Annotated in this window: 22 protein-coding genes; 10 read left to right on the top strand and 12 right to left on the bottom strand. The window is 33.2% G+C overall.

The window, feature by feature from the left end:
- Positions 1-204: 204 nt before the first annotated feature.
- Positions 205-1,293 (top strand): DUF3667 domain-containing protein, encoded by a 1,089-nt coding sequence (locus QGM60_RS07535; RefSeq protein ID WP_281139628.1) that lies wholly within the window; start codon positions 205-207, stop codon positions 1,291-1,293.
- Here the strand turns inward: QGM60_RS07535 and QGM60_RS07530 are convergent.
- Together QGM60_RS07530 and uvrA are read right to left on the bottom strand one after the other, a co-directional pair.
- Positions 1,290-1,940 (bottom strand): hypothetical protein, encoded by a 651-nt coding sequence (locus QGM60_RS07530; RefSeq protein WP_281139627.1) that lies wholly within the window; start codon positions 1,938-1,940, stop codon positions 1,290-1,292. The two genes, QGM60_RS07535 and QGM60_RS07530, sit on opposite strands and share 4 nt — an antisense overlap.
- Before the next feature lies 1 nt (position 1,941).
- On the bottom strand, positions 1,942-4,731 hold the full coding sequence (gene uvrA, locus QGM60_RS07525; RefSeq protein ID WP_281139626.1) for an excinuclease ABC subunit UvrA: 2,790 nt from the start codon (positions 4,729-4,731) through the stop codon (positions 1,942-1,944).
- A gap of 236 nt (positions 4,732-4,967) precedes the next feature.
- Here uvrA and QGM60_RS07520 point away from each other — a divergent pair, with 236 nt between their 5' ends.
- Positions 4,968-5,552: a sigma-70 family RNA polymerase sigma factor gene (locus tag QGM60_RS07520; protein ID WP_281139625.1), complete on the top strand. Its 585-nt coding sequence runs from the start codon at positions 4,968-4,970 to the stop codon at positions 5,550-5,552.
- Between the two features lie 57 nt (positions 5,553-5,609).
- A complete protein-coding gene (locus QGM60_RS07515) occupies positions 5,610-5,753 on the top strand; it encodes a hypothetical protein (protein WP_281139624.1) in 144 nt (47 codons plus the stop codon).
- A gap of 14 nt (positions 5,754-5,767) precedes the next feature.
- On the opposite strand, the gene QGM60_RS07510 is transcribed toward QGM60_RS07515, so the two are convergent.
- Complete coding sequence (locus tag QGM60_RS07510) at positions 5,768-6,334, bottom strand: hypothetical protein (protein ID WP_281139623.1); 567 nt, start codon at positions 6,332-6,334, stop codon at positions 5,768-5,770.
- 48 nt (positions 6,335-6,382) lie between these two features.
- Positions 6,383-7,039 (bottom strand): endonuclease III, encoded by a 657-nt coding sequence (nth, locus tag QGM60_RS07505; RefSeq protein WP_281139622.1) that lies wholly within the window; start codon positions 7,037-7,039, stop codon positions 6,383-6,385.
- A 122-nt stretch (positions 7,040-7,161) separates the two neighbouring features.
- On the opposite strand from nth, the gene QGM60_RS07500 reads away from it, so the two are divergent.
- Positions 7,162-8,274, top strand: coding sequence for a glycosyltransferase family 4 protein (locus QGM60_RS07500; protein WP_281139621.1), 1,113 nt, complete (start codon positions 7,162-7,164; stop codon positions 8,272-8,274).
- An 88-nt stretch (positions 8,275-8,362) separates the two neighbouring features.
- Complete coding sequence (gene bcp, locus QGM60_RS07495; RefSeq protein WP_281139620.1) at positions 8,363-8,818, top strand: thioredoxin-dependent thiol peroxidase; 456 nt, start codon at positions 8,363-8,365, stop codon at positions 8,816-8,818.
- Positions 8,819-8,880: 62 nt separating this feature from the next.
- On the opposite strand, the gene QGM60_RS07490 is transcribed toward bcp, so the two are convergent.
- On the bottom strand, positions 8,881-10,332 hold the full coding sequence (locus tag QGM60_RS07490; protein ID WP_281139619.1) for a TonB-dependent receptor: 1,452 nt from the start codon (positions 10,330-10,332) through the stop codon (positions 8,881-8,883).
- Between the two features lie 90 nt (positions 10,333-10,422).
- On the opposite strand from QGM60_RS07490, the gene QGM60_RS07485 reads away from it, so the two are divergent.
- Both QGM60_RS07485 and QGM60_RS07480 read left to right on the top strand, forming a co-directional pair.
- The gene (locus tag QGM60_RS07485; RefSeq protein WP_281139618.1) at positions 10,423-11,184 is read left to right on the top strand and encodes an MBL fold metallo-hydrolase; all 762 of its coding nucleotides are present in this window, start codon (positions 10,423-10,425) and stop codon (positions 11,182-11,184) included.
- Positions 11,185-11,186: 2 nt separating this feature from the next.
- Complete coding sequence (locus QGM60_RS07480) at positions 11,187-11,696, top strand: hydrolase (protein ID WP_281139617.1); 510 nt, start codon at positions 11,187-11,189, stop codon at positions 11,694-11,696.
- Here QGM60_RS07480 and QGM60_RS07475 read toward each other — a convergent pair.
- The 5 genes from QGM60_RS07475 to QGM60_RS07455 all read right to left on the bottom strand — a co-directional run bounded on the left by QGM60_RS07475 (position 11,693) and on the right by QGM60_RS07455 (position 17,045).
- On the bottom strand, positions 11,693-12,337 hold the full coding sequence (locus tag QGM60_RS07475; protein ID WP_281139616.1) for an alpha/beta fold hydrolase: 645 nt from the start codon (positions 12,335-12,337) through the stop codon (positions 11,693-11,695). The genes QGM60_RS07480 and QGM60_RS07475 overlap by 4 nt on opposite strands.
- Positions 12,338-12,339: 2 nt before the next feature.
- Positions 12,340-12,672, bottom strand: a complete 333-nt coding sequence (locus QGM60_RS07470; protein WP_281139615.1) for a hypothetical protein — start codon at positions 12,670-12,672, stop codon at positions 12,340-12,342.
- A complete protein-coding gene (locus QGM60_RS07465) occupies positions 12,672-13,925 on the bottom strand; it encodes a dihydroorotase (RefSeq protein ID WP_281139614.1) in 1,254 nt (417 codons plus the stop codon). Before QGM60_RS07465 ends, QGM60_RS07470 begins: the two co-directional genes overlap by 1 nt.
- Complete coding sequence (locus tag QGM60_RS07460) at positions 13,922-15,844, bottom strand: BatA domain-containing protein (protein WP_281139613.1); 1,923 nt, start codon at positions 15,842-15,844, stop codon at positions 13,922-13,924. Before QGM60_RS07460 ends, QGM60_RS07465 begins: the two co-directional genes overlap by 4 nt.
- A 193-nt stretch (positions 15,845-16,037) precedes the next feature.
- A complete protein-coding gene (locus QGM60_RS07455) occupies positions 16,038-17,045 on the bottom strand; it encodes a glycosyltransferase family 2 protein (RefSeq protein ID WP_281139612.1) in 1,008 nt (335 codons plus the stop codon).
- 85 nt (positions 17,046-17,130) lie between these two features.
- Between QGM60_RS07455 and QGM60_RS07450 the strand changes: the two genes are divergently transcribed.
- Complete coding sequence (locus tag QGM60_RS07450; RefSeq protein ID WP_281139611.1) at positions 17,131-19,023, top strand: peptidase M61; 1,893 nt, start codon at positions 17,131-17,133, stop codon at positions 19,021-19,023.
- Between the two features lie 248 nt (positions 19,024-19,271).
- On the opposite strand, the gene QGM60_RS07445 is transcribed toward QGM60_RS07450, so the two are convergent.
- On the bottom strand, positions 19,272-20,042 hold the full coding sequence (locus tag QGM60_RS07445) for a TIGR02757 family protein (protein WP_281139610.1): 771 nt from the start codon (positions 20,040-20,042) through the stop codon (positions 19,272-19,274).
- Positions 20,043-20,219: 177 nt separating this feature from the next.
- Here QGM60_RS07445 and QGM60_RS07440 point away from each other — a divergent pair, with 177 nt between their 5' ends.
- Positions 20,220-20,621, top strand: a complete 402-nt coding sequence (locus QGM60_RS07440) for a hypothetical protein (RefSeq protein ID WP_281139609.1) — start codon at positions 20,220-20,222, stop codon at positions 20,619-20,621.
- Between the two features lies 1 nt (position 20,622).
- A complete protein-coding gene (locus QGM60_RS07435) occupies positions 20,623-21,156 on the top strand; it encodes a hypothetical protein (protein WP_281139608.1) in 534 nt (177 codons plus the stop codon).
- A gap of 156 nt (positions 21,157-21,312) precedes the next feature.
- Here the strand turns inward: QGM60_RS07435 and QGM60_RS07430 are convergent, their stop codons facing one another.
- Positions 21,313-22,353 (bottom strand): GMP reductase, encoded by a 1,041-nt coding sequence (locus QGM60_RS07430; RefSeq protein WP_281139607.1) that lies wholly within the window; start codon positions 22,351-22,353, stop codon positions 21,313-21,315.
- Positions 22,354-22,626: the final 273 nt, after the last annotated feature.

Raw genomic sequence — 22,626 nt, 5'->3', positions numbered from 1 at the left:
TTTGTGCCTACTCATTTTTAGCTTTTCGGCTTACGCTATGCAAGGGTATTTTCAATTAGCGTGCCACTTTTTTAAGTAAAAGATATTCAGTGTTCTATGTTTTGGTTTTTAGTTTGTGAAGTCGTGATTTGAATTTTTATTCTGAAAGAGATCAACTTATGTATTGTAAAAATTGTTAATTTTAGATTCCACAACTAACCAAAAATGAGCATACCAAAAGAAACCTGTAGGAATTGTGAGCAACCTTTACAAGAAGGTTATAGCTTTTGCCCTAACTGCGGACAGAAAACCAATGAAGAACTTACCCTTGGTGTTCTGTTCTACAATACCATTAGTAATTACTTTTCTTTTGATGCTAGGTTCTTTAAGAGTTTTATTCCTTTAATGTTCAGACCAGGCTATTTGGCTAAGGAGTTTATAAAAGGGAAGCGTTTAATGTATTTGCATCCTGCGCAGATGTATTTGTTTATTGCCGTTATCTTCTTTTTTGTTTTCAATTTTTATGTGAGAGATAGTAGAGCTGAAATAGATAAGGGCATGCAGAGCATTATCGAAAAAAGAGAAAATAAAGATTATAGTTTTTTTGATAAAGATAGTGCTAGGGTAGCAGCAGACTCAGTAAAAATTCAAAAGCTCATAAATCCACTAAAAGCAAACAAAGAAACTTTAGGATTGTCTGATGAAGAAATAAAAGCATTAGATTCTTTAGCCATAATTAATGTAGATGATAAGAAAAATATAAACACGTCATTTACATTTAGAGAGCAAGAATTAGATTCTTTAATAGCAATCGGTGCACCAAATGAAACACTATATAAATCCATGGGAATGGATGATGATGCGGGATATTTCAAAAGAAAACTCTATGCTCAGGCATTAAAGTTTTATAAAACAATGGGATTAGGGCAAATCTATCAGACGTTTATTGATAGTATTCCTTTAGCTATGTTTTTCTTATTGCCAATTTTCGCTTTTCTATTAAAGATTTTCTTTTACAACAAAGGTAGATATGCACATCATTTAGTATTTAGTTTCTACTACTTTTCGTTTTTATTTACAGTATTTAGTATTGTTTTCGCTGTTAATCGTTGGGTTTTAGATATTCCAGATGTTATAGATTGGCTTATCGCTTTATCTACATTTTTCTATTTGTTTTTTGCAATCAATAAATTTTACGAACAACATTGGATTTTGAGTTTTATAAAAAGTAGTGTTGTAAGCTTTTTATTCTTGCTGTTTGTTCTGCCGTTCTCTTTTGTTATCCTAGGGTTTATAGCGTTTTTATTTTATTAGGATTTAGGAGTTTCGGCATGCCAAATAGGGACATTTAGAAAGTCACTGAGTACATGAGCGTCATCGATTATAGATTTTAAATTACCATGATCTACAACGTTTTTACGAGAGCCATCCTCTAAAACTAAGTTGAGTTCAAAACTTCCATAAGAACCATTTTTACTACTAATAGTTTCTCCAATGACTTGAATTGCGATAATTGATTTTATAGGAAATTGTTTTTTAGAGTTTTCATCTCTCTTAGAAGGGTCGACTTTATAAGTTTTGTAATAAAGTCCTAATTGTTTATCAAAAACTCTTGGCATAGCTGAGAAATAATAAATAAGGCTTCCTGTGGTACTAAAAACAGCACCAAACATAAACATAATCCAATTTGAAGGAGTTGTGCTTATTACAGAAAGACTAATTATTACAACGATCAGCCCTACGATTACAAAAATACCAGCAAAAAGAATACCACCAAATGATGGACGATAAGTATATTTCCAAGGTGTTTTTTGAATTAGTTCATGCGTTTTAAAATTAGAACCACCAGGTTTTAAAGGAGAAATAGCTACGCTTTTCTTAAGTGAAGTATCTGTGAAATCAACAGCTTTATTTTCTCTAGCTTCAATAACTTCTTTATGAAAACCTTTTGGTAAATCCATCTTACAACTTTTCTTTAAGGTATTCGCCTGTTACCGAATTTTTATTAGCAACTATTTCTTCAGGTGTTCCTGAAGCTACGAGTTGGCCACCATGTTTTCCACCTTCAGGACCTAAATCTATAATATAGTCAGCACATTTTATCAAATCAATATTGTGTTCAATAACTATGATAGAGTGACCTTTTGCTATTAAAGCTCTAAACGACTTTAGTAATTTTTGAATATCATGAAAATGTAAACCTGTTGTAGGCTCGTCAAAAATAAAAAGTGCATTATCACTTTTGCTACCTTTACCTAAAAAGGTCGCTAGCTTAATACGTTGTGCTTCACCACCAGAAAGGGTAGAAGAAGACTGCCCAAGAGTAACATAGCCCAAACCAACATCCTGAAGTGGTTGTAGCTTATTCTTTATTTTTTTCTCTTTATGACTTTCAAAAAATGTAATAGCATCATCAATAGTCATATTCAAGATGTCGTCGATAGATTGTCCTTCAAACTGCACTTCTAAAACTTCTTTTTTGAAACGCTTACCGTTACAGGTATCGCAAGTAAGATGTACATCGGCCATAAATTGCATTTCAATAGTTACTTCACCTTCACCTTTACAGGTTTCGCATCGGCCACCATCAACGTTAAAACTAAAATGCTTGGCTTGGTAGTTTCTGATTTTACTCAGTTTTTGAGAAGCAAACAACGCTCTAATGTCATCATAAGCTTTGATATATGTTACAGGATTTGAACGAGAGGATCTTCCAATAGGATTTTGGTCTACAAATTCTATATGTTGAATATTACTGAAGTTGCCTTGTAATTCTGTGAATTGACCTGCTTTATCACTGAAACCAGTTAGCTTTTTCTGTATGGCAGGAAAAAGAATTTTCTTGACTAAAGTACTTTTTCCACTACCAGAAACACCTGTGATTACAGTAAGCATTTCTAGCGGAAAAGTAACATCGATATTCTTTAAGTTATTTTCACGAGCACCAATCACTTCAACATGATATTTTGAAGTTTTACGTTTTTTTGGTACTTCAATTTCTAATTTCCCATTAAGATATTTAGCTGTTAAAGTATCTGATGCAAGTATAGCATTGTAATCTCCAGCAGCAACAACTTCGCCACCAAAAGTACCTGCTTCAGGACCAATATCTATGATAGCATCAGCTGCTTTCATAATGTCTTCATCGTGCTCAACAACGATAACTGTATTTCCTAAATCTCTGAGTGATTTTAAAACATTTATAAGGCGTTCAGTATCTTTTGGATGTAAACCAATACTTGGTTCGTCTAAAATATACATAGACCCAACAAGGCTACTTCCAAGGGATGTGGCTAGGTTGATACGTTGACTTTCTCCACCAGATAATGTATTGGAACGTCTATTTAGCGTTAAATAATTTAACCCAACGTTAGATAAGAATTCTAATCGCGTATTGATTTCGGTAAGTAATCGTTTTGCAATTTGAGCATCGTATTCATTCAATTCTAATTCCTTGAAAAACGTACTTAATTCATTAAGAGGTAAATCTACCAAATCGGTAATTGTTGCATTTCCGACCTTAACATAATTTGCTTCCTCTCTTAATCGTTTGCCTTTACAAACATTACATTTCGTTTTGCCTCGATAACGCGATAGCATAACTCGGTTTTGAATTTTGTAAGCTTTAGATTCTAGTTCAGCAAAGAAATCATCCAAACCTTCAAAATGCTTATTGCCTTTCCAGATTAATGCTTTGTTTTCATCACTTAATTGGAAATAAGGCTTGTGGATTGGAAAATCGAATTTATGAGAATTGTTTACCAATTGGTCTCTATACCAACTCATGCTTTCACCTCGCCAAGGAAAAATAGCGTTTTCATAAACAGATAACGCTGTATTTGGAATTACTAAGTCTTCATCAATACCAATAACATCACCATAACCTTCACATTTAGGACAAGCTCCGTAAGGATTATTAAAACTGAACAAATGCGCATTAGGTTCAAGAAAAGTCATCCCATCTAACTCAAACTTATTATTGAATGTTTTTTGTTTTTTATCGGCTAGCGATTCTATAATACAAGTGCCAACTCCTTCAAAAAAGGCTGTTTCAATAGCATCTGCTAAGCGATTAATAAAATCCTCATCGTGTTTGTAAACAATTCTATCGACTACTAAGAATAAGTTTTTATCCGACTTAATATCTTGTTTTAAAGCGTCATCAATCCTAAGAACGTCATCCTTCAGTTTTACACGAGCATAACCTTGTTGTTGTAAGGTTTGTAATTTGTTTTCAACAGTTCGTCCTTCTTCAAGAATGATAGGAGCAAGCAGTAATAGTTTAGAACCTTCTTCAAATTCTTTTATATAGTCTAAAACATCTTTAGTTGTATGCTTTTTTACTAAATCACCAGAGATAGGTGAGTAGGTTTTTCCAATACGAGCGAATAATAACTTTAGGTAATCATAAATCTCAGTAGTGGTGCCAACTGTAGATCTTGGATTTGTAGAATTTACTTTTTGTTCAATAGCAATTGCAGGAGCAATACCTTTAATATAATCTACTTTAGGTTTGTTTAATCGTCCTAAGAACTGACGTGCATAACTCGATAAACTTTCCACATAGCGTCTCTGACCTTCAGCATAGAGTGTATCAAAAGCTAAACTAGACTTTCCTGAGCCAGACAAACCAGTTATAACAACTAATTTATTTCTGGGAATAACAACATCAACATTTTTTAGGTTATGAAGTGTAGCACCTTTTATGATGATGTTTTCTTTTGGGTTAACGTCTAAAACAGTAGTGTTCATAGGATTTATACAAAAATATTTCACAAAGATACTACAACTATTTTATCTATTAAAGGAACACTTTATCCGACAAAATGTTAAATTTTAGTACTAAATTTTGTTTTTTCGGAATGATTGTTGTTATATTTGGAACATAAACATTTAAATTACAACTGCGTATACTATAAAATTACTTTAATTAAAAAAAGCTAAAAACCCCAAACTTAGGACCGCTTCTAAGTATTAAAGTAATTATTATGGAAAAAGAACTTATCCCTGACGCAGTATTGGTTAGCAATTACATAAAAGGAGACGAGTGTGCTCTTGCAGTTTTAATTGAACGCCACAAACAAAAAATCTACAGTTTTATATTTTCTAAAGTTTATGACAGAGATATTACGGAAGATGTCTTTCAAGATACTTTTATCAAAGTGATTAAAACTCTAAAACGAGGAAAATATAATGAAGAAGGTAAATTTTTACCTTGGGTAATGCGAATTGCTCACAATTTAGTTATTGATCATTTTAGAAAAAACAGTCGTATGCCTAAGTTTGATAATGCAGGTGAGTTTAGTATTTTTTCTGTGTTAAGTGATTCTAGTCTAAATGCAGAAAAAAGCATGATTAAAGATCAGGTAGAATCTGATGTTAGACGTATCATTGAAGAATTACCAGAAGACCAAAAACAAGTACTTTTGATGCGTATGTATAATGATATGAGTTTTAAGGAAATATCAGAACGTACGGGAGTTAGCATTAATACAGCATTGGGTAGAATGCGTTACGCCCTCATCAATATGAGAAAGGTTATAGAGCAGAATAATATAATTTTAACAAATTGATACAATAAAGTATTTGAAGTTACGTTTTTGCTATATAATAACCCATAAATTATTAAAATGGCAAAACTTTACTCTAACCCTTCCCCAAAAAATGATAAGTTATTACCAAAGGATGAAACTATAAGTTATCTTTTGAATTACTCTAAGGCTTTAAGTGTTATAAGTTATAATAAATTGAAGTTTGAAGCACTTCTTAATTAAGTTGAAAGGAAACCCTAATTTGTAAAAGAATTAGGGTTTTCTGTTAACAATAACTCTTCGTAATTTTGAGTAGTAATATACTCTTCTCTAAGATCTCTTAAGTAAAGAAGTACTTTTTCTTTTAAAGGGTGATTGTCTTTGAGGCAGTTCTTTATATCCTCGTCATAGACCGTAACAAGAATATACCAATGTCCTTTTCTTGATGAATAGCTGTTTTCAAATAATTTGGAATTTCCATTACTTTCTCTTTTAGCATCAGCTATTACAAATGGTAAATTTATGGTTTCATCTGTTCTTTCGGCTTCGTAGTAAGATAGATAAAGTGTCTCGCCTTCAAATTCAAAAGGTACATTATAGCCTACATTTTGATCGTTTAGCTTATATTTTTTATTGATGTAATTATAAAATTCCTTTTCATTTTTAGGGTCTTTAAAAATGAATGCCATCTCTCTAGGCATTTTCTTTTGGAATTTCCGTCCTTGCATTACCTTGTAGTCTACATTCTTGAATTTAGGCGCAACTTTTACGGGAATGCAAGATGTTATTAATAACATGCTGGCAATAATTATTACTTTTTTCATTGATTGATTGTTTTGCAATTCCTTATCAATAATTATACCATTAAAGAGTTATTTCTTCTTTTTGTAATAATCATCTAAAACAGATTTTCTACCAATAGTTTTTGTAATGATGTCTTTATCTAAATCCCAGCCTCTAGCAGGTGAATACTCTCTTCCGTACCATATGATTTGAAGGTGAAGATCATTCCATAGTTCTTTTGGGAACAAACGTTTGGCATCTTTTTCGGTTTGAACCACATTTTTTCCATTACTTAAGTTCCACCTATACATTAAGCGGTGGATGTGTGTGTCTACAGGAAAGGCAGGAATTCCGAAAGCTTGAGATAATACAACAGCAGCGGTTTTGTGGCCAACAGCTGGTAATGCTTCAAGTTCCTCATAAGTTTGAGGGACTTCACCATTATGTTTATCTATTAAAATCTGTGATAAACCATAAATACCTTTACTCTTCATAGGCGAAAGTCCAACAGGTTTAATAATTTCTCGTATTTCCTCAACACTTAGCTTTATCATGTCGTAAGGGTTATCGGCACGCTCAAAGAGTAGTGGAGTAATTTGGTTGACACGAACATCGGTACTTTGTGCAGACATTAATACGGCAATCAATAGTGTGTAAGGATCTTTGTGGTCTAGTGGGATAGGGATTTCTGGGTATAGTTGATCTAGTGTATTTATTACAAAATTGACTTTTTCTTCTTTGTTCATTGAAAATTTTCTTAGTTCTTCAAAATTAATATTCTTGATACAAATTATATCCAAAAGATTGAGAATTCTTAGATTATATAGTTAACAAAAGTATTACTTTGTAGTCAGTTAAGTCATACATTATGAGATTACTATTAATTGTAAATAGAGTTGATGAAGCTCATGGCCTGGTGAGAATTGTTGTGTTTCAAACTAATTATTTTATCAAACATTATGGTTATGAAGTTGAATTATTGATTTTAGACTCTAAGTCAAGATATAAAGAAGCACATTACGATATTTCAAAAAAAGCAAAACTGAATTATTTTGAAGCTAAAGGTGGATTTGATTTTTTTTATAAAGTCCAATTTATAAATAGTATGATAAATAATATTTCACCTGATGTGATTATGGTGTGTATTGATCATTTATTTGGATTAACATTACCATATTTTATTAAAAGAGCATCACCTTTAATTTATCAGCGTCATAGTACAAAAAGTATAAATATAGATAGGATTTCTAGAGGTTGGAAAGTTAAATTAAATAATAAAATTAAGCAGATTCTAATTTCAAAAGCTGGTGCAGGCTATGATAGTTTTGTGATTCTGTCAGAGCAGCATAAAAAAGATTGGAAGCATTTAAAAAATATTCATGTAATAAACAACCCTGTTACTATTGATAGTTTTGGCGAAACAGCTGATTTAAAGGCTAAAACTGTAGTGGCTATAGGAAGGCAGGATTATGTAAAAGGGTATGATATGCTTTTGGATGTTTGGAAGAAAGTACAAGAATCTCACCCTGATTGGAAATTAGAGATTTATGGCAAAGTCAATAAAAGTCTAGGCTTGGAAGAAAAATCTAAACGCTTGGGGCTTGATCAAAGTATTAAATTTTACAACCATACGTCAAACATAAAAGAGGTGTATTTAAAATCCTCAATATTAGTTTGTAGTTCTAGGATAGAAGGTTTTCCGCTTGTATTTATTGAGGCGATGTCTTTAGGAGTGCCTGTTATTTCTTTTGATTGTCCTTATGGCCCTCGCTCTATAATTAATCATGATGAGGATGGTTTGTTGGTTGAAGCAAATAATATAGATAAGATGGTAGAGTCGATTGAAAAACTTATTACTGATGAAAAAACAAGGAAGTATTACGGCAAAAATGCTAAAGTGAATGCAAATAGGTTTTTACCAGAAAAAATATATGACCAATGGGATTTATTATTTAAAAGTGTATTAAAACAAAATGATTAGGAATAAGAGGTTTAACTAATTTATAACAGGCAGTAATTTTTGAAGCCTAATCATTCATTGTATTTTTACAAAAACAAATTTAAGCATTATGACGCATTTAAAAGTAGGTGATAAAGCACCAGATTTTACAGCAAAAGATGAAAAAGGAAATACAGTCTCATTAACAGATTATAAAGGCAAAAAATTAGTGGTTTTCTTTTATCCAAAAGCAAGTACTCCGGGTTGCACTGCGGAAGCTTGTAATCTTAATGATAATTATGAGCGTTTTAAAGCAAAAGGTTATGAGATTTTAGGAGTCAGTGCAGACAGTGCTAAGCGACAAACTAATTTTAAGAATAAGTATAGTTTTCAGTATCCGTTATTGGCAGATGAGGACAAAGAAGTAATTAATGCTTTTGGGGTTTGGGGACCAAAGAAGTTTATGGGACGTGAGTATGATGGTATTCACAGAACAACATTTGTTATCGATGAAAATGGTGTTATAGAGGATGTTATTACCAAAGTAAAGACTAAAGCGCATACAGATCAGATTTTAACTGATTAATCATAAAAAAAAGCGACTTATTTAAGTCGCTTTTTCTTTTTATAATTTCAATTTTTTTTGAATTACTTGTGCATCACTTCTTCAGATTCCCAGCCAAATAGACTCTGTTCTTTAATTAGTTTTGCAATACCTGTTGGTAACATACTTTCCCAACCAGGTTCATTGTTCACAATCATTTTAAGAACTTTTCTGGAGAATACGGATAGGTTAGAAGCATCAAAATCGGTAATATCAACAACTTTACCATTGTATTTAAAGAACTTATAAAGCTCCTTCATACGTGGGTGAACTTTAAGGTTTTCACTTGTAGTTAAGCTACCATCTTCATTTTCCATTGGGTATAAGTAAACTCTAAGATCTTTGTAGAATAATTTACCAAAGGCTTCAAGAATACCACCACTAAGATGACGGTAATATTTCTCATCAAAAATATCTACCAAGTTGTTTACACCCATAGCTAATCCCATTCTATTTTTAGAATATTGAGAGAAGTATTCAACAAGTTTGTAATACTCTTGGAAGTTGGAAATAAGTACCGTGTGACCAAGTGAGCACAATAAACGCGCACGATCCATAAAATCTTGCTCATCAATTTTTCCTTCTGCTCTTAGGTTAGATAATGTAACCTCAAAAATAACTTGAGTTTTCTCTTTATCAACCTTATTTTCTTTAATAAACATTTCATATGATCTCTCAAACATATCAACGTTTACTTTTGTAACAGGCCTAAAACTACCTCTCAATGCTAAGATGTTCTTTTTGTAGAGTACTCTAGCTGGAAGTACATTATTTCCATCAGGCGCAAACATTACGGCATCTGTCATACCATTTTTAACAAGTTGTAAACTCATTAAACGGTTATCTACATTCTTAAAAACAGGACCAGAGAAGTTAATTGTATCAATTTCTAATTGGTCTTTTTCTAAGTGATCGTATAAGTAGCGTAATAATTTGCGAGGCTGATTATATTTATAGAAAGCACCATAAATTAGGTTGGTTCCTAATTTACCAAGCGTTTCCTGTTGTAAGCGTGCATCGTTTTCTTTAAAACGTATATGAATCACAATTTCACTGTATTCGCCTTCTGGCTCAACTTGAAATTTAATACCAACCCAACCATGACCTTTGTATTTTTTAGCAAAGTCGATAGTTGCTACTGTGTTGGCATAAGAAAAGAAAATCTTATTTGGATTTTGATCTTTGGAAATACGCTTTTCCATGAGGTTAACTTCGTGATTCAGCATCTTACGAAGTCGTGCTTCTGTTACATAGCGTTTATCATCTTCAATACCATAAATGGCGTCACTAAAATCCTTATCGTAGGCAGACATAGCTTTGGCGATAGTACCAGAAGCACCACCTGCTCTAAAGAAATGTCGAACAGTTTCCTGTCCTGCACCAATCTCGGAAAAAGTACCGTAAATATCTGCGTTAAGATTTATACGAAGTGCTTTATCTTTTAGCGATGGAATATTTTCTATTTCGTAATCACCTTTATACGTTATGTCCTTCATAGACCTTGGGTTTACATCGTTTTCGCAAAGGTATCAATTTACTATTGCAAACAAAAAAATAAGTTTATTTTTGTTTCAAACTTAACAGTGTTGAAGATTACATTTTTGGGTACTGGTACATCGCAAGGAATTCCTATTATAGGAAGTACTCATCCTGTATGTTTAAGTGATAATCCAAAAGATAAAAGGTTACGTGTTTCTGTTTTGGTTGAGTGGGACGACTATACTTATGTGGTGGATTGCGGACCAGATTTTAGACAACAAATGTTAAGGGCAAATGTGTCTAAAATAGATGGTATTGTTTTTACGCACGAGCATGCAGATCATACCATGGGACTAGATGATATAAGGCCATTTTTCTTCAGGCAAGGAGATATTTCGTTGTACGCGCACAAACGTGTTTTTGAAGCTTTGAAAAAGCGTTTTGATTATATTTTTACTACTGAAGATAAATATCCAGGTGTACCAAGTGTTATTCAAGAGGAAATCAAAAATGAACCATTCTTATTAGGAAATCTTGAAGTAGTTCCTATAGATGGACTGCATCATAAACTTCAGGTTTTTGGGTTTAGATTTAAGGATTTTGCGTATTTAACAGATATGAAAACTGTACCTGATGATGAAATTTTAAAACTGAAAGGTGTCGAGGTTTTAGTGGTTAATGCCTTACGTGAAGAACCTCACATGTCACATTTTAATTTAGAAGAAGCTTTAGCGTTTATAAAGCGTGTAAATCCAAAAAGAGCCTATTTAACTCATATTAGTCACTTAATGGGATTTCATGATGAGGTACAACAAAAGCTACCAGAAAACGTTTTTTTAGCATACGATAATTTACAAATTACCCTATAGATATGAAGAGTAGAATTTTTATGTATTTATTTATTTTTTCGGTTTTATTGATTGTTTTTCAATATGTGAATTCAAAAAACATTATCGATAAGTATGAAAAAGATATAAAGATATTTAAATCTAAAATAACTGATAATGAAAAGGAAATTGCTGAACTACAAGAGCAAAATTTTGAGCTAAATTATTTTAATATCGATAGAAATGAAGATGCTCTAACTTATTTTGAAGCACAAGGCTATGATACGGATCAGTTGATTCCTGCAATTATTGATGGATTATATGCTATGAACGATTATGAAGGGGAAGAACACCCAATAGTGCCTTATGTATCTATGACGGACTCTAAACTATTGATTAATAAAGTCAGGGTTTTAAATCATAAATGGATTATTGCCAATTTTACAGATGGTGAATTTTGGGGTGAAATTTTTGTGACCTATAGCATAGATGAAAATAATGACCTTAAATATAAACTGGTTGAATATTTTTTGTATCCTAAAGTTGTGGGTTAACCCCGTTTTTCTAACCAATTTCTAAAGTCATAGAAGTTTTGTGGTGCTACACCATGTCCGACAGGATATTCTGAATATTTATAATCAATATTCAGAGCTTTTAAAAATTCAGGTGCTTTTCTTGCCCAATCTATAGGAATAACTTGGTCTACTGAACCATGAGAGCAAAAGAAGCTAAGATGAGCTACATCTTTTTCATCAATACTATTTGGAAGTATATCGTCATTAACATAGCCACTAAGCGCCACAACATTCTTCACTTTTTCAGGATAATTTAAAGCCACGGCATAGCTCAAAATTGTGCCTTGACTAAAGCCTAAGAGTGTTACATTTTTTGAATTTACAGGATAAGTTTCACAAGCATAATCAATAAATTCTGAGATTAAATCTACAGATTGTTTAGCTTGTTCGTTATCGCTCCATTTTCCTTTTTCAGCATCAAAATTTATAGCATACCAAGCGTTTCCATAGGGTTGCATAGCGTAAGGAGCTCTCAGTGATATAATAAAAAGCTCTTCAGGTAATTCTGTAGCAAATGAAAACAAATCGTTTTCATCGCTTCCATAACCATGACACATTATTAAAAGTGGTGCATTTTCCTTTAAGCTAGATGGTCTTGTGATATAGTGTAAATTAGCCATAATTATTGACCTATCGATTTAAATACATTCTGAAAAAGGTTACCGAGAATAGGGATTTTATTCATTTTACCAGAAACAGCTCCTGCAATTCCATATACTAAAAGAACAGAAAAGAAAATCCACCAAGAAAGTGTAATATTCCAGTTGTTAAAATAGCCAACAATATAGCCCATGCACATAAACAAAAGCCATAGTCCAAGCCCTTGTCTTATATGAAAAGAGATAAATGTATTTCTTTTATCTTGATTTGTAAAAAACGCAATTAAAACACCAATTAAGGTTAAATATGCAATGATTCCGTAGGTTTTACCTTCTTTAACAGAGTTGTCATTCATTATTTAAGAACGATTTTGTTATTTGCAATTATACCATAGGTTTCTCCAGTAAGTTGCATGCCTAAGAAAGCTGAATTTTTAGACTTGGATGTAATATCAGCTTTACTAAATTGATATTTAGCATCAGGATTAAACAAGCTCAAATTAGCTTCTTCACCTTCACTGATAGTAGTTTCAGTAATGCCAAATCTTGACTTTCCTTGTGTTAAAAGCGCGATGCTTTTTTTGGTAGTAAATACAGTTTGTAATGCACCAAATGCAGATTCTAAACCAATAGTACCATACTTAGCATGATCAAACTCTACTTTTTTATGTTCAATATCAATAGGGTTATGGTCTGAAGTCACCATATCAATAGTGCCATCTTTTAAGCCTTCAATTAAAGCCTCGCAATCATTTTGTGTACGCAATGGTGGCAGAACTTTATATCTGGTGTCAAAACCATCTAGATTATCATCGGTAAGTACTAAATTATGAATAGCAACACTACAAGTGACGTCTAACTTTTTAGCTTTAGCTTCTCTTATTAATTCTACAGATTTTGCTGTTGAGATTGTTGGAATATGAAGTTTTCCTTCCGTATATTCTAATAAGAATAAATCTCTAGCAACTTGTAGTTCTTCCGCTAAAGCAGGATTGCCTTTCAGTCCTAACTTTGTACTGTTGATGTGTTCGTTAACAACACCTAGTCCAGAAATCTTAGATTCTTGAGGAAATGACATAACTAAACCATCAAAATTGCTAGCATATTGCATGGCAATTTTCATAAGGTTAGGATTAGATACTGGTTTTTGATAATCGTAAAACGCAACCGCTCCAGCATTATTCATATCATAAAGCTCTGCTAAATCTGTGCTATTACTAGCTTGTGTTAAAGCTCCGATAGGATAAAGACTTACAGCGTTATTTCGTGCTTTCGCAGCTACAAAAGTAATGTCTGCAAAACTGTCTATAATAGGGTTAGAGTTTGCATTGAGTGCAACAGATGTAAATCCAGCGTAAGCAGCTGTTTTTAAACCGTTATCTATAGTTTCTCTATCTTCAAATCCAGGTTCGCCAAAAGAGACACTGCTATCAAACCAACCTTGCGACACATGCAGATTGTCTAGCTTTATTTCTTTGTAATTGTTGGGATTAGATATGCGTTTCGAAATCTTTGTAATACGACCTCTTTCAATTAAAATATCAACCGTTTCATTGTGAAAATCACTTTTAGAATCAACGATGGTTGCAGATTTTATGAGTGCGTTCATTTAAGATATTTTAGAATAAGCATTTCAATAATTAAAAATGCTAATGCAAAAATAACAAACCATTTCCATAGCGCATTAACATTTGAGCTACTTTTTATTGTGTTTATGGTATTGGCTAAGCTAGAATCGGAGTTAACATTCTCAATATCCGATAAATCGTTATAAAACAATTTGCTTTCTTTTCTGTTGTAATTAAAGCTCAAATGCTCAAGCAGAACTTCTTTGTTTTTTACATCATAAATTCCTGCTGTTTCAGGAAAATCACCAGTTTCAATAGCAACAGATTTACTATAGGTTTTTTGTAATGGAATTATAGAATTCTCAGTATTTGATAAGGTTAAAATATCATCTTGTCCAAGAGAAACATTAACCGCTATAGTATTTCTATCTCCTATGGTGTAGTACAGTTTTGAAAGTTGTAAACTCTGAAGTCCCATATTGTATAAAACAGGTACTATAAGTTGTGAGTTTTTAAAGTTAGAATTATCAGAATTTAATGGTGAAGAAAATGCATACATATTATCATTTCCCATTAAAAAAGAAGCTCCATCTTCATACGCTAATACACTGTTAGATTTCGAAGCAAAAACATAAGACATTCCAACTTTAGGATATTGAAAATTCGTCACTTTAGAATAGAATGCGTTTGCTAAAAGCGGATGGTCATAATTAATACTTGTAATTCGTTTTTCGTTATTTGAAATAGAAGAATAATTTGAAATTAATGAATTTGCAAATGTTTGATTGTAAGAATTTAAATTAACTTCTTTTGAAGGGATAATTAAAATATGACCTCCGTTGCTTTTAAAACTGTTTAAAGCAGAAATAAGTGCGTTAGATATATTATCAATCTCATTAAGAATGATAAAATTTTGATCTGGAATTACATTAAAATTCAGGCTTTCTAATTTGAAGCTTTTAAACTCAAATTCATCATCAGTGTAGATACGTTTTAGAAATGCATCTTCGGCATTTCCGTTAATACTCAAAACCTTAATTTTTGGCTTTTCATTGATGTTGAAATAGAACGTATTGTCGTACTGTAAACTAGCGTCATCAATTACAATTTTTCCGTTTACAGAAGTGTTGGGAATAGTAAAAACTGTTTTAGCTTTATCTTCAATACTAACTGCACTTTTAGCTAATAAGTCGTCACCATTAAATAAAGATACGGTTACATTATCTTCAGGTTCAAACGGGTTAGAAAGCACAGTAGTAATATCTAAAGTTTCAGGAGTGGTTTTGGAAATATAGGCACTGTCAATACTTATGTTTGATACTAAATTAGATTTTGGTTGTACCAAATTCAGATTGACTAGACTATCATTTTCAAAATTCAAAGGATTGTCTTTTTGCTGAAAATCCGAGACCATCAGTAAATTCTTGGTTGCCGAACCATTATTAGAAAAGAGTTGTTTTCCTTTTAAATAAGCCGCCTCATAATTGAGTTGTGTTGGTGAGTAGCTCAGTTCAATTAAGTCTTTCTTTAAAGCTTTTACAGAGGTATTTCTGTAAGTAGCTTCATTAGTGAACAAACTTATTTTTTCATCTTCAGGAAAGGTGTTGATGATATCCTGAATTGCTTCGTTGAGTAGTGAGCCATTACTGCCTTGAGCTTGCATGCTAAAGGAATTGTCTAAATAAATGACCGTTTCTTGGGTATCATTAAAATCTTCTGTGTTAGGAATAAAAGGCTGCGCAAAAGCGATAATAGCACATGCTAAAAGCAACATTCTCGTTAAAAGCGTCAACCATTTTTTTAACTGTGAACTTTTTCGGGTTTGAAGTTTTACAGCTTTTAGAAATTTTACATTGGTAAATTCAACTTTTTGAAAACGACGCAGTTGAAAAAGGTGAATAAGAATAGGAATTATCAGTAAAAATAAAGCGTAAAGTAATTCTGGGTGTTTAAACTGCATTCCTGTAATTCGAATTATTTTTATTGTCTATAAAAGCAAAATAATATCAGTTTGAGCGCAGTCGAAAACTTAGAGAATAAAATACATTAAGCATTTCGACTGCGCTCAATGTGACAACAAAACTGAATCCTGCTTTTAGTTAGCTCAAATATAGAAAATGCAAAGCGATAACAGCATTTTGCTTTTGAGAAATTTAACAGAAAAAGAAGTAATCCGTCATAGACAGCATATTCTGCTTTTTAAAATAGGCTCTAATCTCGCGTTGCGCATCTTCATTGGCAACAGTAACAATACTTTGAGGTTGTTTGAGTTGGGTTAGGTAATCAAAATTTAAAAGCTCTTGGTCGTAGATGTGTTTCCCAATTTTTTTAGGATTATTGCAAATCCAGTAAAACGGGACTTTGTTTTTTAGCAAAAGTTTAGCAACGGTTTTTCCTTTAGCTCCAGCTCCCCAAATTGTGAGTGGTCTAGACTTGTCATAATCTAATTCAAGAAAATAATGTGTCTTTATATCCAGAAAATAGTTTTGGGCGTAATGCTCATGTGTTCTAGACGTTCTGGTGCTGTAATCGCGCCAATGCAACAAGACTTTATCACAAGGAATGCACTTATAATTGGCTCTGTAAAACCGAAAAGTTAAATCGTAATCTTCAGGATAGCGATTGGGTTCAAAACTTTCACAAGCTGTAAAATCATCTCTATGAAGTAACCAACAAGGCGAAGGAATGACACATTCTTTATAGATTTCAGAATAATTGCTTCCAGTTTCAGTGAGTTGATTAATCCAACGCTCGTAGCGCGCGTAACCATCACTAACACCATCTGTTCTAAAATATTTTACTTGTCCAACAGCAAGGTGTTTTTTGCCATGTTTTAATAAGCTGTTCAGCATTACCTCCAAACGGTCTGGAGTCATAATATCATCACTGTCCATTCGTGTTACATAGTGGCCAGAACTGAGTCTAAAAGCCATTCTTAAAGCTTCAATAATTCCAGAGCCTTCATTTTTATAAAGTTGAATTCGCTCATCTTTTTCAGAAAATTGTTTCACGGTTTTATAGGAGTCATCTTCAGAACCATCATCTACAAAGATAGCCTCCCAATTGGTGTAGTTTTGAGCTAATATTGAATTGATACATTCGGGTAAGAATGCCGAAGTGTTCTTAAAGGGAACAAAAATGCTTACTAAAGGTTTTGCCATTGTGCGAATTTAACAAAACCTTTAGGTTTAAAATAGTAACAGATTGTAGATTTGCCGATCTAGTAAAAAAACTAAAATTTAAAACATGAAGAATTATTTAGCCATTCTTGGCTTAAGTATCATTTTAGTTGGTTGTGGTTCAGCAAAGCCAACTGTAGATGATTTAGCAGTTAACAACCCAATTGTAACAGCTTTAGATTTAACAGCAGTAGATAATGATAGAGTTCCTGTGACTATTAATCCTGGTCGTTTTACTACAGAAACCGTAACCTATAGATTACCTCGTGTGGTACAAGGTACTTACTCTGTTAGTGATTTTGGAAAGTATGTAGATGATCTAAAAGCTTTGGATTATGATGGTAATGAATTGGAAGTTACTAAAGTTGATGATAACACTTGGACTATTGCAGAAGCTAAGAAATTAGATAAAATTACCTATTACGTTAATGATACCTTTGATATAGAATCTAATGGTGGTATTGGTGGTGAACAACCATTTTCACCAGCAGGAACAAATATTGAAGAAGATAACTATGTATTGAATCTTCACGGATTTATTGGTTATTTCGATTCTTTAAAGAATAACCAATACGCTTTAGATGTAACGGCTCCGGCAACATTTGTTAGAACTTCTGCTTTAGAAAATAAAGGTATGAAGTCTAGTGCAGATGGAAAATCTATCACTAGCAGCTATTTTGCACAACGTTATTTCGATATTACAGACAACCCAATGATGTACGGTAAATTGGATGTTGAAGAATTTATGGTAGGTGATATCAAAATTGTGTTGAGTGTGTATTCACCAAACGGTGTACATACAGCAGCCAGCCAAAAAGAGACTGTTTTTAAAATGATGCAAGCTCAAAAGGCGTATTTAGGAGATGTAAACAGTACTCCACGTTACGATATTTACTTGTATTTATCAGAAGGTACGGAAACTTCTCCTAAAGGTATGGGAGCTTTAGAACACCATACATCTACGGTTGTGGTATTACCAGAGTCTTCAACTAAAGAAGGCTTAGCAGCGTCTATTGTAGATGTTGTAGCACATGAGTTTTTTCATATTGTAACTCCTTTATCTGTGCATTCTGAAGATGTACATTATTTCGATTATAACAAACCAACATTTTCTAAGCATTTATGGATGTATGAAGGTGTAACGGAATATTTTGCACAGCACTTCCAAGTGTATGAAGGTTTAGTGGATAGTGAAACGTTCTATAACACTATGTTAGAAAAAATCAACATTTCGAAGCGTATGGACGACGCTATGAGTTTCACTATTATGAGTGAAAACGTGTTGGAAGAGCCTTATGCCTCTAATTACTACAACGTGTACCAAAAAGGAGCATTAATCGGTATGTGTATTGATATTTTAATGCGAAAAGAAAGTAATGGTACAAGAAGTATGTTATCATTAATGAAGGAACTTTCAGCGAAATATGGAAAGGACAAACCTTTTGATGATGATACCATCATTGCTGAAATCACTAAAATGACTTACCCAAGTGTTGGTGAATTCTTAAAAACACATGTAGAAGGTGATGTACCAATTGATTACACTGAATTCTTTACTATGGTTGGTTTAACAACAGGTGAAGTAGAAGTACCAACGAATTTTATTTTTGCTGGTGGACAAAATATCATTTTTGATGCAGACCAAGAAAAAGGGTCTATTTTCTTCTCAGAAATGGCATTAAAGAACTCATTCTGGAAATCTCAAGGAGTTCAAGCTGGTGACGTGATTAAGAAAGTTAACGGACAAGAATTGACCTTGCAGAATGCACAAATGGTTATTGGTAGTATGTTCGGATGGCAAGCTGGTCAGGATATCACTATGGAATTAGAAAGAAATGGTGAGGCAATTAAAATTGAAGCAAAACTGACTCAGCCAACAGCTATGAGTGAAGGTTTAACTGAAGATGAAAACGCTACAGCTGAACAAATCGCAACGAGAGAAGCTTGGTTGAAAGGTTAATTAATATTGTATAAGCATCCTGAATTGTCACGCTGAGCTTGTCGAAGTGTCGTTTTAGGATCTTATTTAAAGTTTATAAAATAAAAAGGTTTCCAATTTGGAAGCCTTTTTGTCTTTTGTAATGCTTGTAACAACTTTGTCATTCCGAACTTGTTTCAATCTAATTAGTGTTGGTGTGTGAAATTGTGTGTTTTAGATGCTGAAATAAATTCAGCATGACACATTACGACGAGGTTTGGCACTATAAATTAAAACTCCTCAAAAACTCCCAACCCAAACAACGCAAAATCATATTTCACAGGATCGGTTGGGTCTAACCGTCTTAAGGACGCATCGAGTTCTGCTAAAGCTTTAGCATCGTTTTGTTTTCGTTTTAATAAGCCTAGTTTTCGTGCTACATTACCTGAATGCACATCCAAAGGACAACTCAATTGCGCTGAACGCAATGACTTCCAAATGCCAAAATCTACACCATTATGATCATTACGAACCATCCAACGTAGATACATGTTGATACGCTTGGCTGCCGAATTTTTAAGCGGATCACTCACATGCTTTTTGGTGCGTTCTATATGCGGTAACTCAAAAAACAATTCTTTAAAATGATGAATGCTTTGCTGTAGCGAGTCTGCTGTAGCATATTTTGCAAAAACAGCTTCTAAACCTTGATGCTTCAGATAAATGTGCTGTAAGCTTTTTACAAACTGAATAAAATCTTCACCATTAAAGGTTCTATGTACAAAAGGCAATAGCTTTTCTAAGTCGCTATCTTGGTGCTGTGTCACAAACTCAAAAGGGGAGTGGTCTAACAACGTCACCATTTTGTTGGCATTATTGATAATACTTTTACGATTGCCCCAAGCAATAGTAGCTGCCAAAAACCCAGCAATTTCTATATCCTCTTTTTTTGAAAACTGATGCGGTACTTGTATAGGATCGCTCTCAATAAATTTTGGGTTGTTATAGAGTACGACTTTAGTATCTAAAAATTCTTTAAGAGATTCTTTTGTAAGTTTCAACGGCTTGGTTTTGGTTTAAAACACAAAAATACAAGAAGTTTTAAGGAAACTACGTAAAGTTACGTATAGTGTTTATTGTCAGAAAATTATATTTTAGCATTATGCTTTTAGTTGATTGAAATGGAACTATATCTTGACGTTGCCATCAAGCTTTGAAAATTTTATTACTTTTATTAAATGACTAACAGAAATTATCATAATCAAAACCTTCACGATAATGTGATAAATAGTGCACGTAGATTTTTAAATACTACAGACTACGATATTTACACAAATCCATCATCACAAAAAAATGCTGGTATCGGTGATTTATATCCTGATATTGTGATGACCGTTAAGGGTAAAACTACAGTGAAATTTATAATTGAGGTTGAAACTGCTGATAGTATTAATCTTTATGAGGCGACAAATCAATGGAAAAAGTATGCGACGAATATTCAGGCATCATTTTATATTCTTGTCCCATTAAATTTAAAAGTCAAAGCAGACCAATTATGTAAGCAAGTTGGTATTAGTGTTCGTTTCGGAACGTACAGTGTAGACTATGCTGGAAATGTTACTAATATAAGTTTTAACTAATATGGGAGAAACAATACTTGGAATTATATTAGGAGGTTTAGGAGGTACTTTTGGAACAATATTTTATAATCGTTACAACAACCGAATTCAAAAAATGCATTGTTATTGTATAGATGAAGACATTATGTCTAAACTACCAATAACAAATGATGATGGTACTACACACCAAAATATCTACACCAAAGAATTTCTACTAAAAAATACTACAAATTCAGACCAAAAAGACTTTAGGGTAATATTCGAGTTTGATGTAGGTGCAATTATTTTAAAACATACTAATAAATCTAAAGTCGGCACAGATACTTTTAGCAAAAGACTTCCAAAAGAAAACGAATACTCTGTTAGAATTAAAGATTTTAATCGTGGAGATGAAGTGAAATTTATATTTGAAATTGCCAACATTACTGACAATCACATCAATATAACCGAAGCAAATTGTATTGGTTTTAAAATTGTGCATAAAGATAAGCGTAAGTCCAAAGCAAATTCAAAATTGACCTTTGTTTCGAAGGAAGTACTTAATCCCGATACTTAGAAAGCTAGATGACAACAATGTATACATGCAATTACAGCGGTACATGGTTAAATGAATTTTCGTTTTCTACAAAAACACTATTTTACTAACTGAAAAAACAAAACCGAAAAAGTTGCTACTTTCCATATAAAAACACGATAAGCGTAATACCAAAACCTACCTATTATATACCTGATTTTCCTGTTCCGCGACACGTATAAAAGTAGTGCGTTTGGTGAGTTCTTTTAAACGTGCCGCACCAACATAGGTACAAGTGCTACGTATGCCTCCCAAAATATCTTGTAAGGTATCTTTAACATCACCTTTGTAAGGCACTTCTACAGTTTTGCCTTCACTGGCTCTGTATTCGGCAACTCCACCAACATATTTATCCATAGCAGTGGCAGAGCTCATACCATAAAATTGTTTGTAGCGTTCTCCGTTACGTTCTATAAGTTCGCCACCACTTTCGGTATGGCCAGCAAACATGCCACCTAACATTACAAAATCGGCACCAGCACCAAAAGCCTTGGAAACATCACCAGGTGTGGTGCAACCACCATCGCTAATAATTTGGCCTCCCAAACCGTGAGCTGCATCGGCACATTCTATAATGGCAGAGAGCTGCGGATAACCCACTCCGGTTTTTACACGTGTCGTACAAACGCTACCAGGACCAATGCCTACTTTTACAATATCGGCACCAGAGAGTAGGAGTTGTTCTACCATTTCGCCTGTCACCACATTACCAGCAATAATGGTTTTGTTAGGGTAAAGATTACGGGTTTTGTTTACAAATTCTACAAAATGCTCAGAGTAACCATTGGCGACATCAATACAGATGAATTTTAATTCAGGATGTTGGTTAAAAACGGTTTTTAGTTTATTGGCATCATCTTGTCCTGTACCAGTACTTATGGCAATAAAGTCTGTAATATTGGTTGGAGCATTGCTTAAAAATGCGTGCCATTGCTCTGGCGTATAGTGTTTGTGTATGGCTGTAAAGAGTTTATGGTCGGCAAGTACTTTAGCGATTTCAAAAGTGCCTGTGGTATCCATATTGGCAGCCATAATTGGGACGCCTTGCCATTCAGCTTTACTGTTTAAAAAGGTGAAATCGCGTTCTAAAGTGACTTCAGATCTACTTTTTAGGGTAGAACGTTTGGGACGAAACATTACATCTTTAAAGCCAAGTTTTACATCGTGTTCTATACGCATCTTTGGAGAAATTTGGTTACTCTCAAAAATACGAGTTCTGTAAAAAAGGAAATCATCAAAAGCACAGAAGCCTTGGTGATTTTTATTAACAATTGTTTATAGTTGGTTTGCTTATAATATGGTTCTCGATACAATTTCTCATGCTACTTCGACAGGCTCAGCAGCCATTCGAAATCACTCGAACTGACGTAAGGCTTTCAATCTATATATACTATTGTTTTATTATTAGGTTACCGTCACTTCGAGTGGAATTCTGGAAGAATTTTGTATCAA

Source organism: Winogradskyella sp. SYSU M77433, assembly GCF_029911945.1.
Taxonomy (GTDB): domain Bacteria; phylum Bacteroidota; class Bacteroidia; order Flavobacteriales; family Flavobacteriaceae; genus Winogradskyella.
The sequence above is the reverse complement of the archived record's forward strand: the minus strand, read 5'-3'. Positions and strand labels throughout refer to the sequence as shown.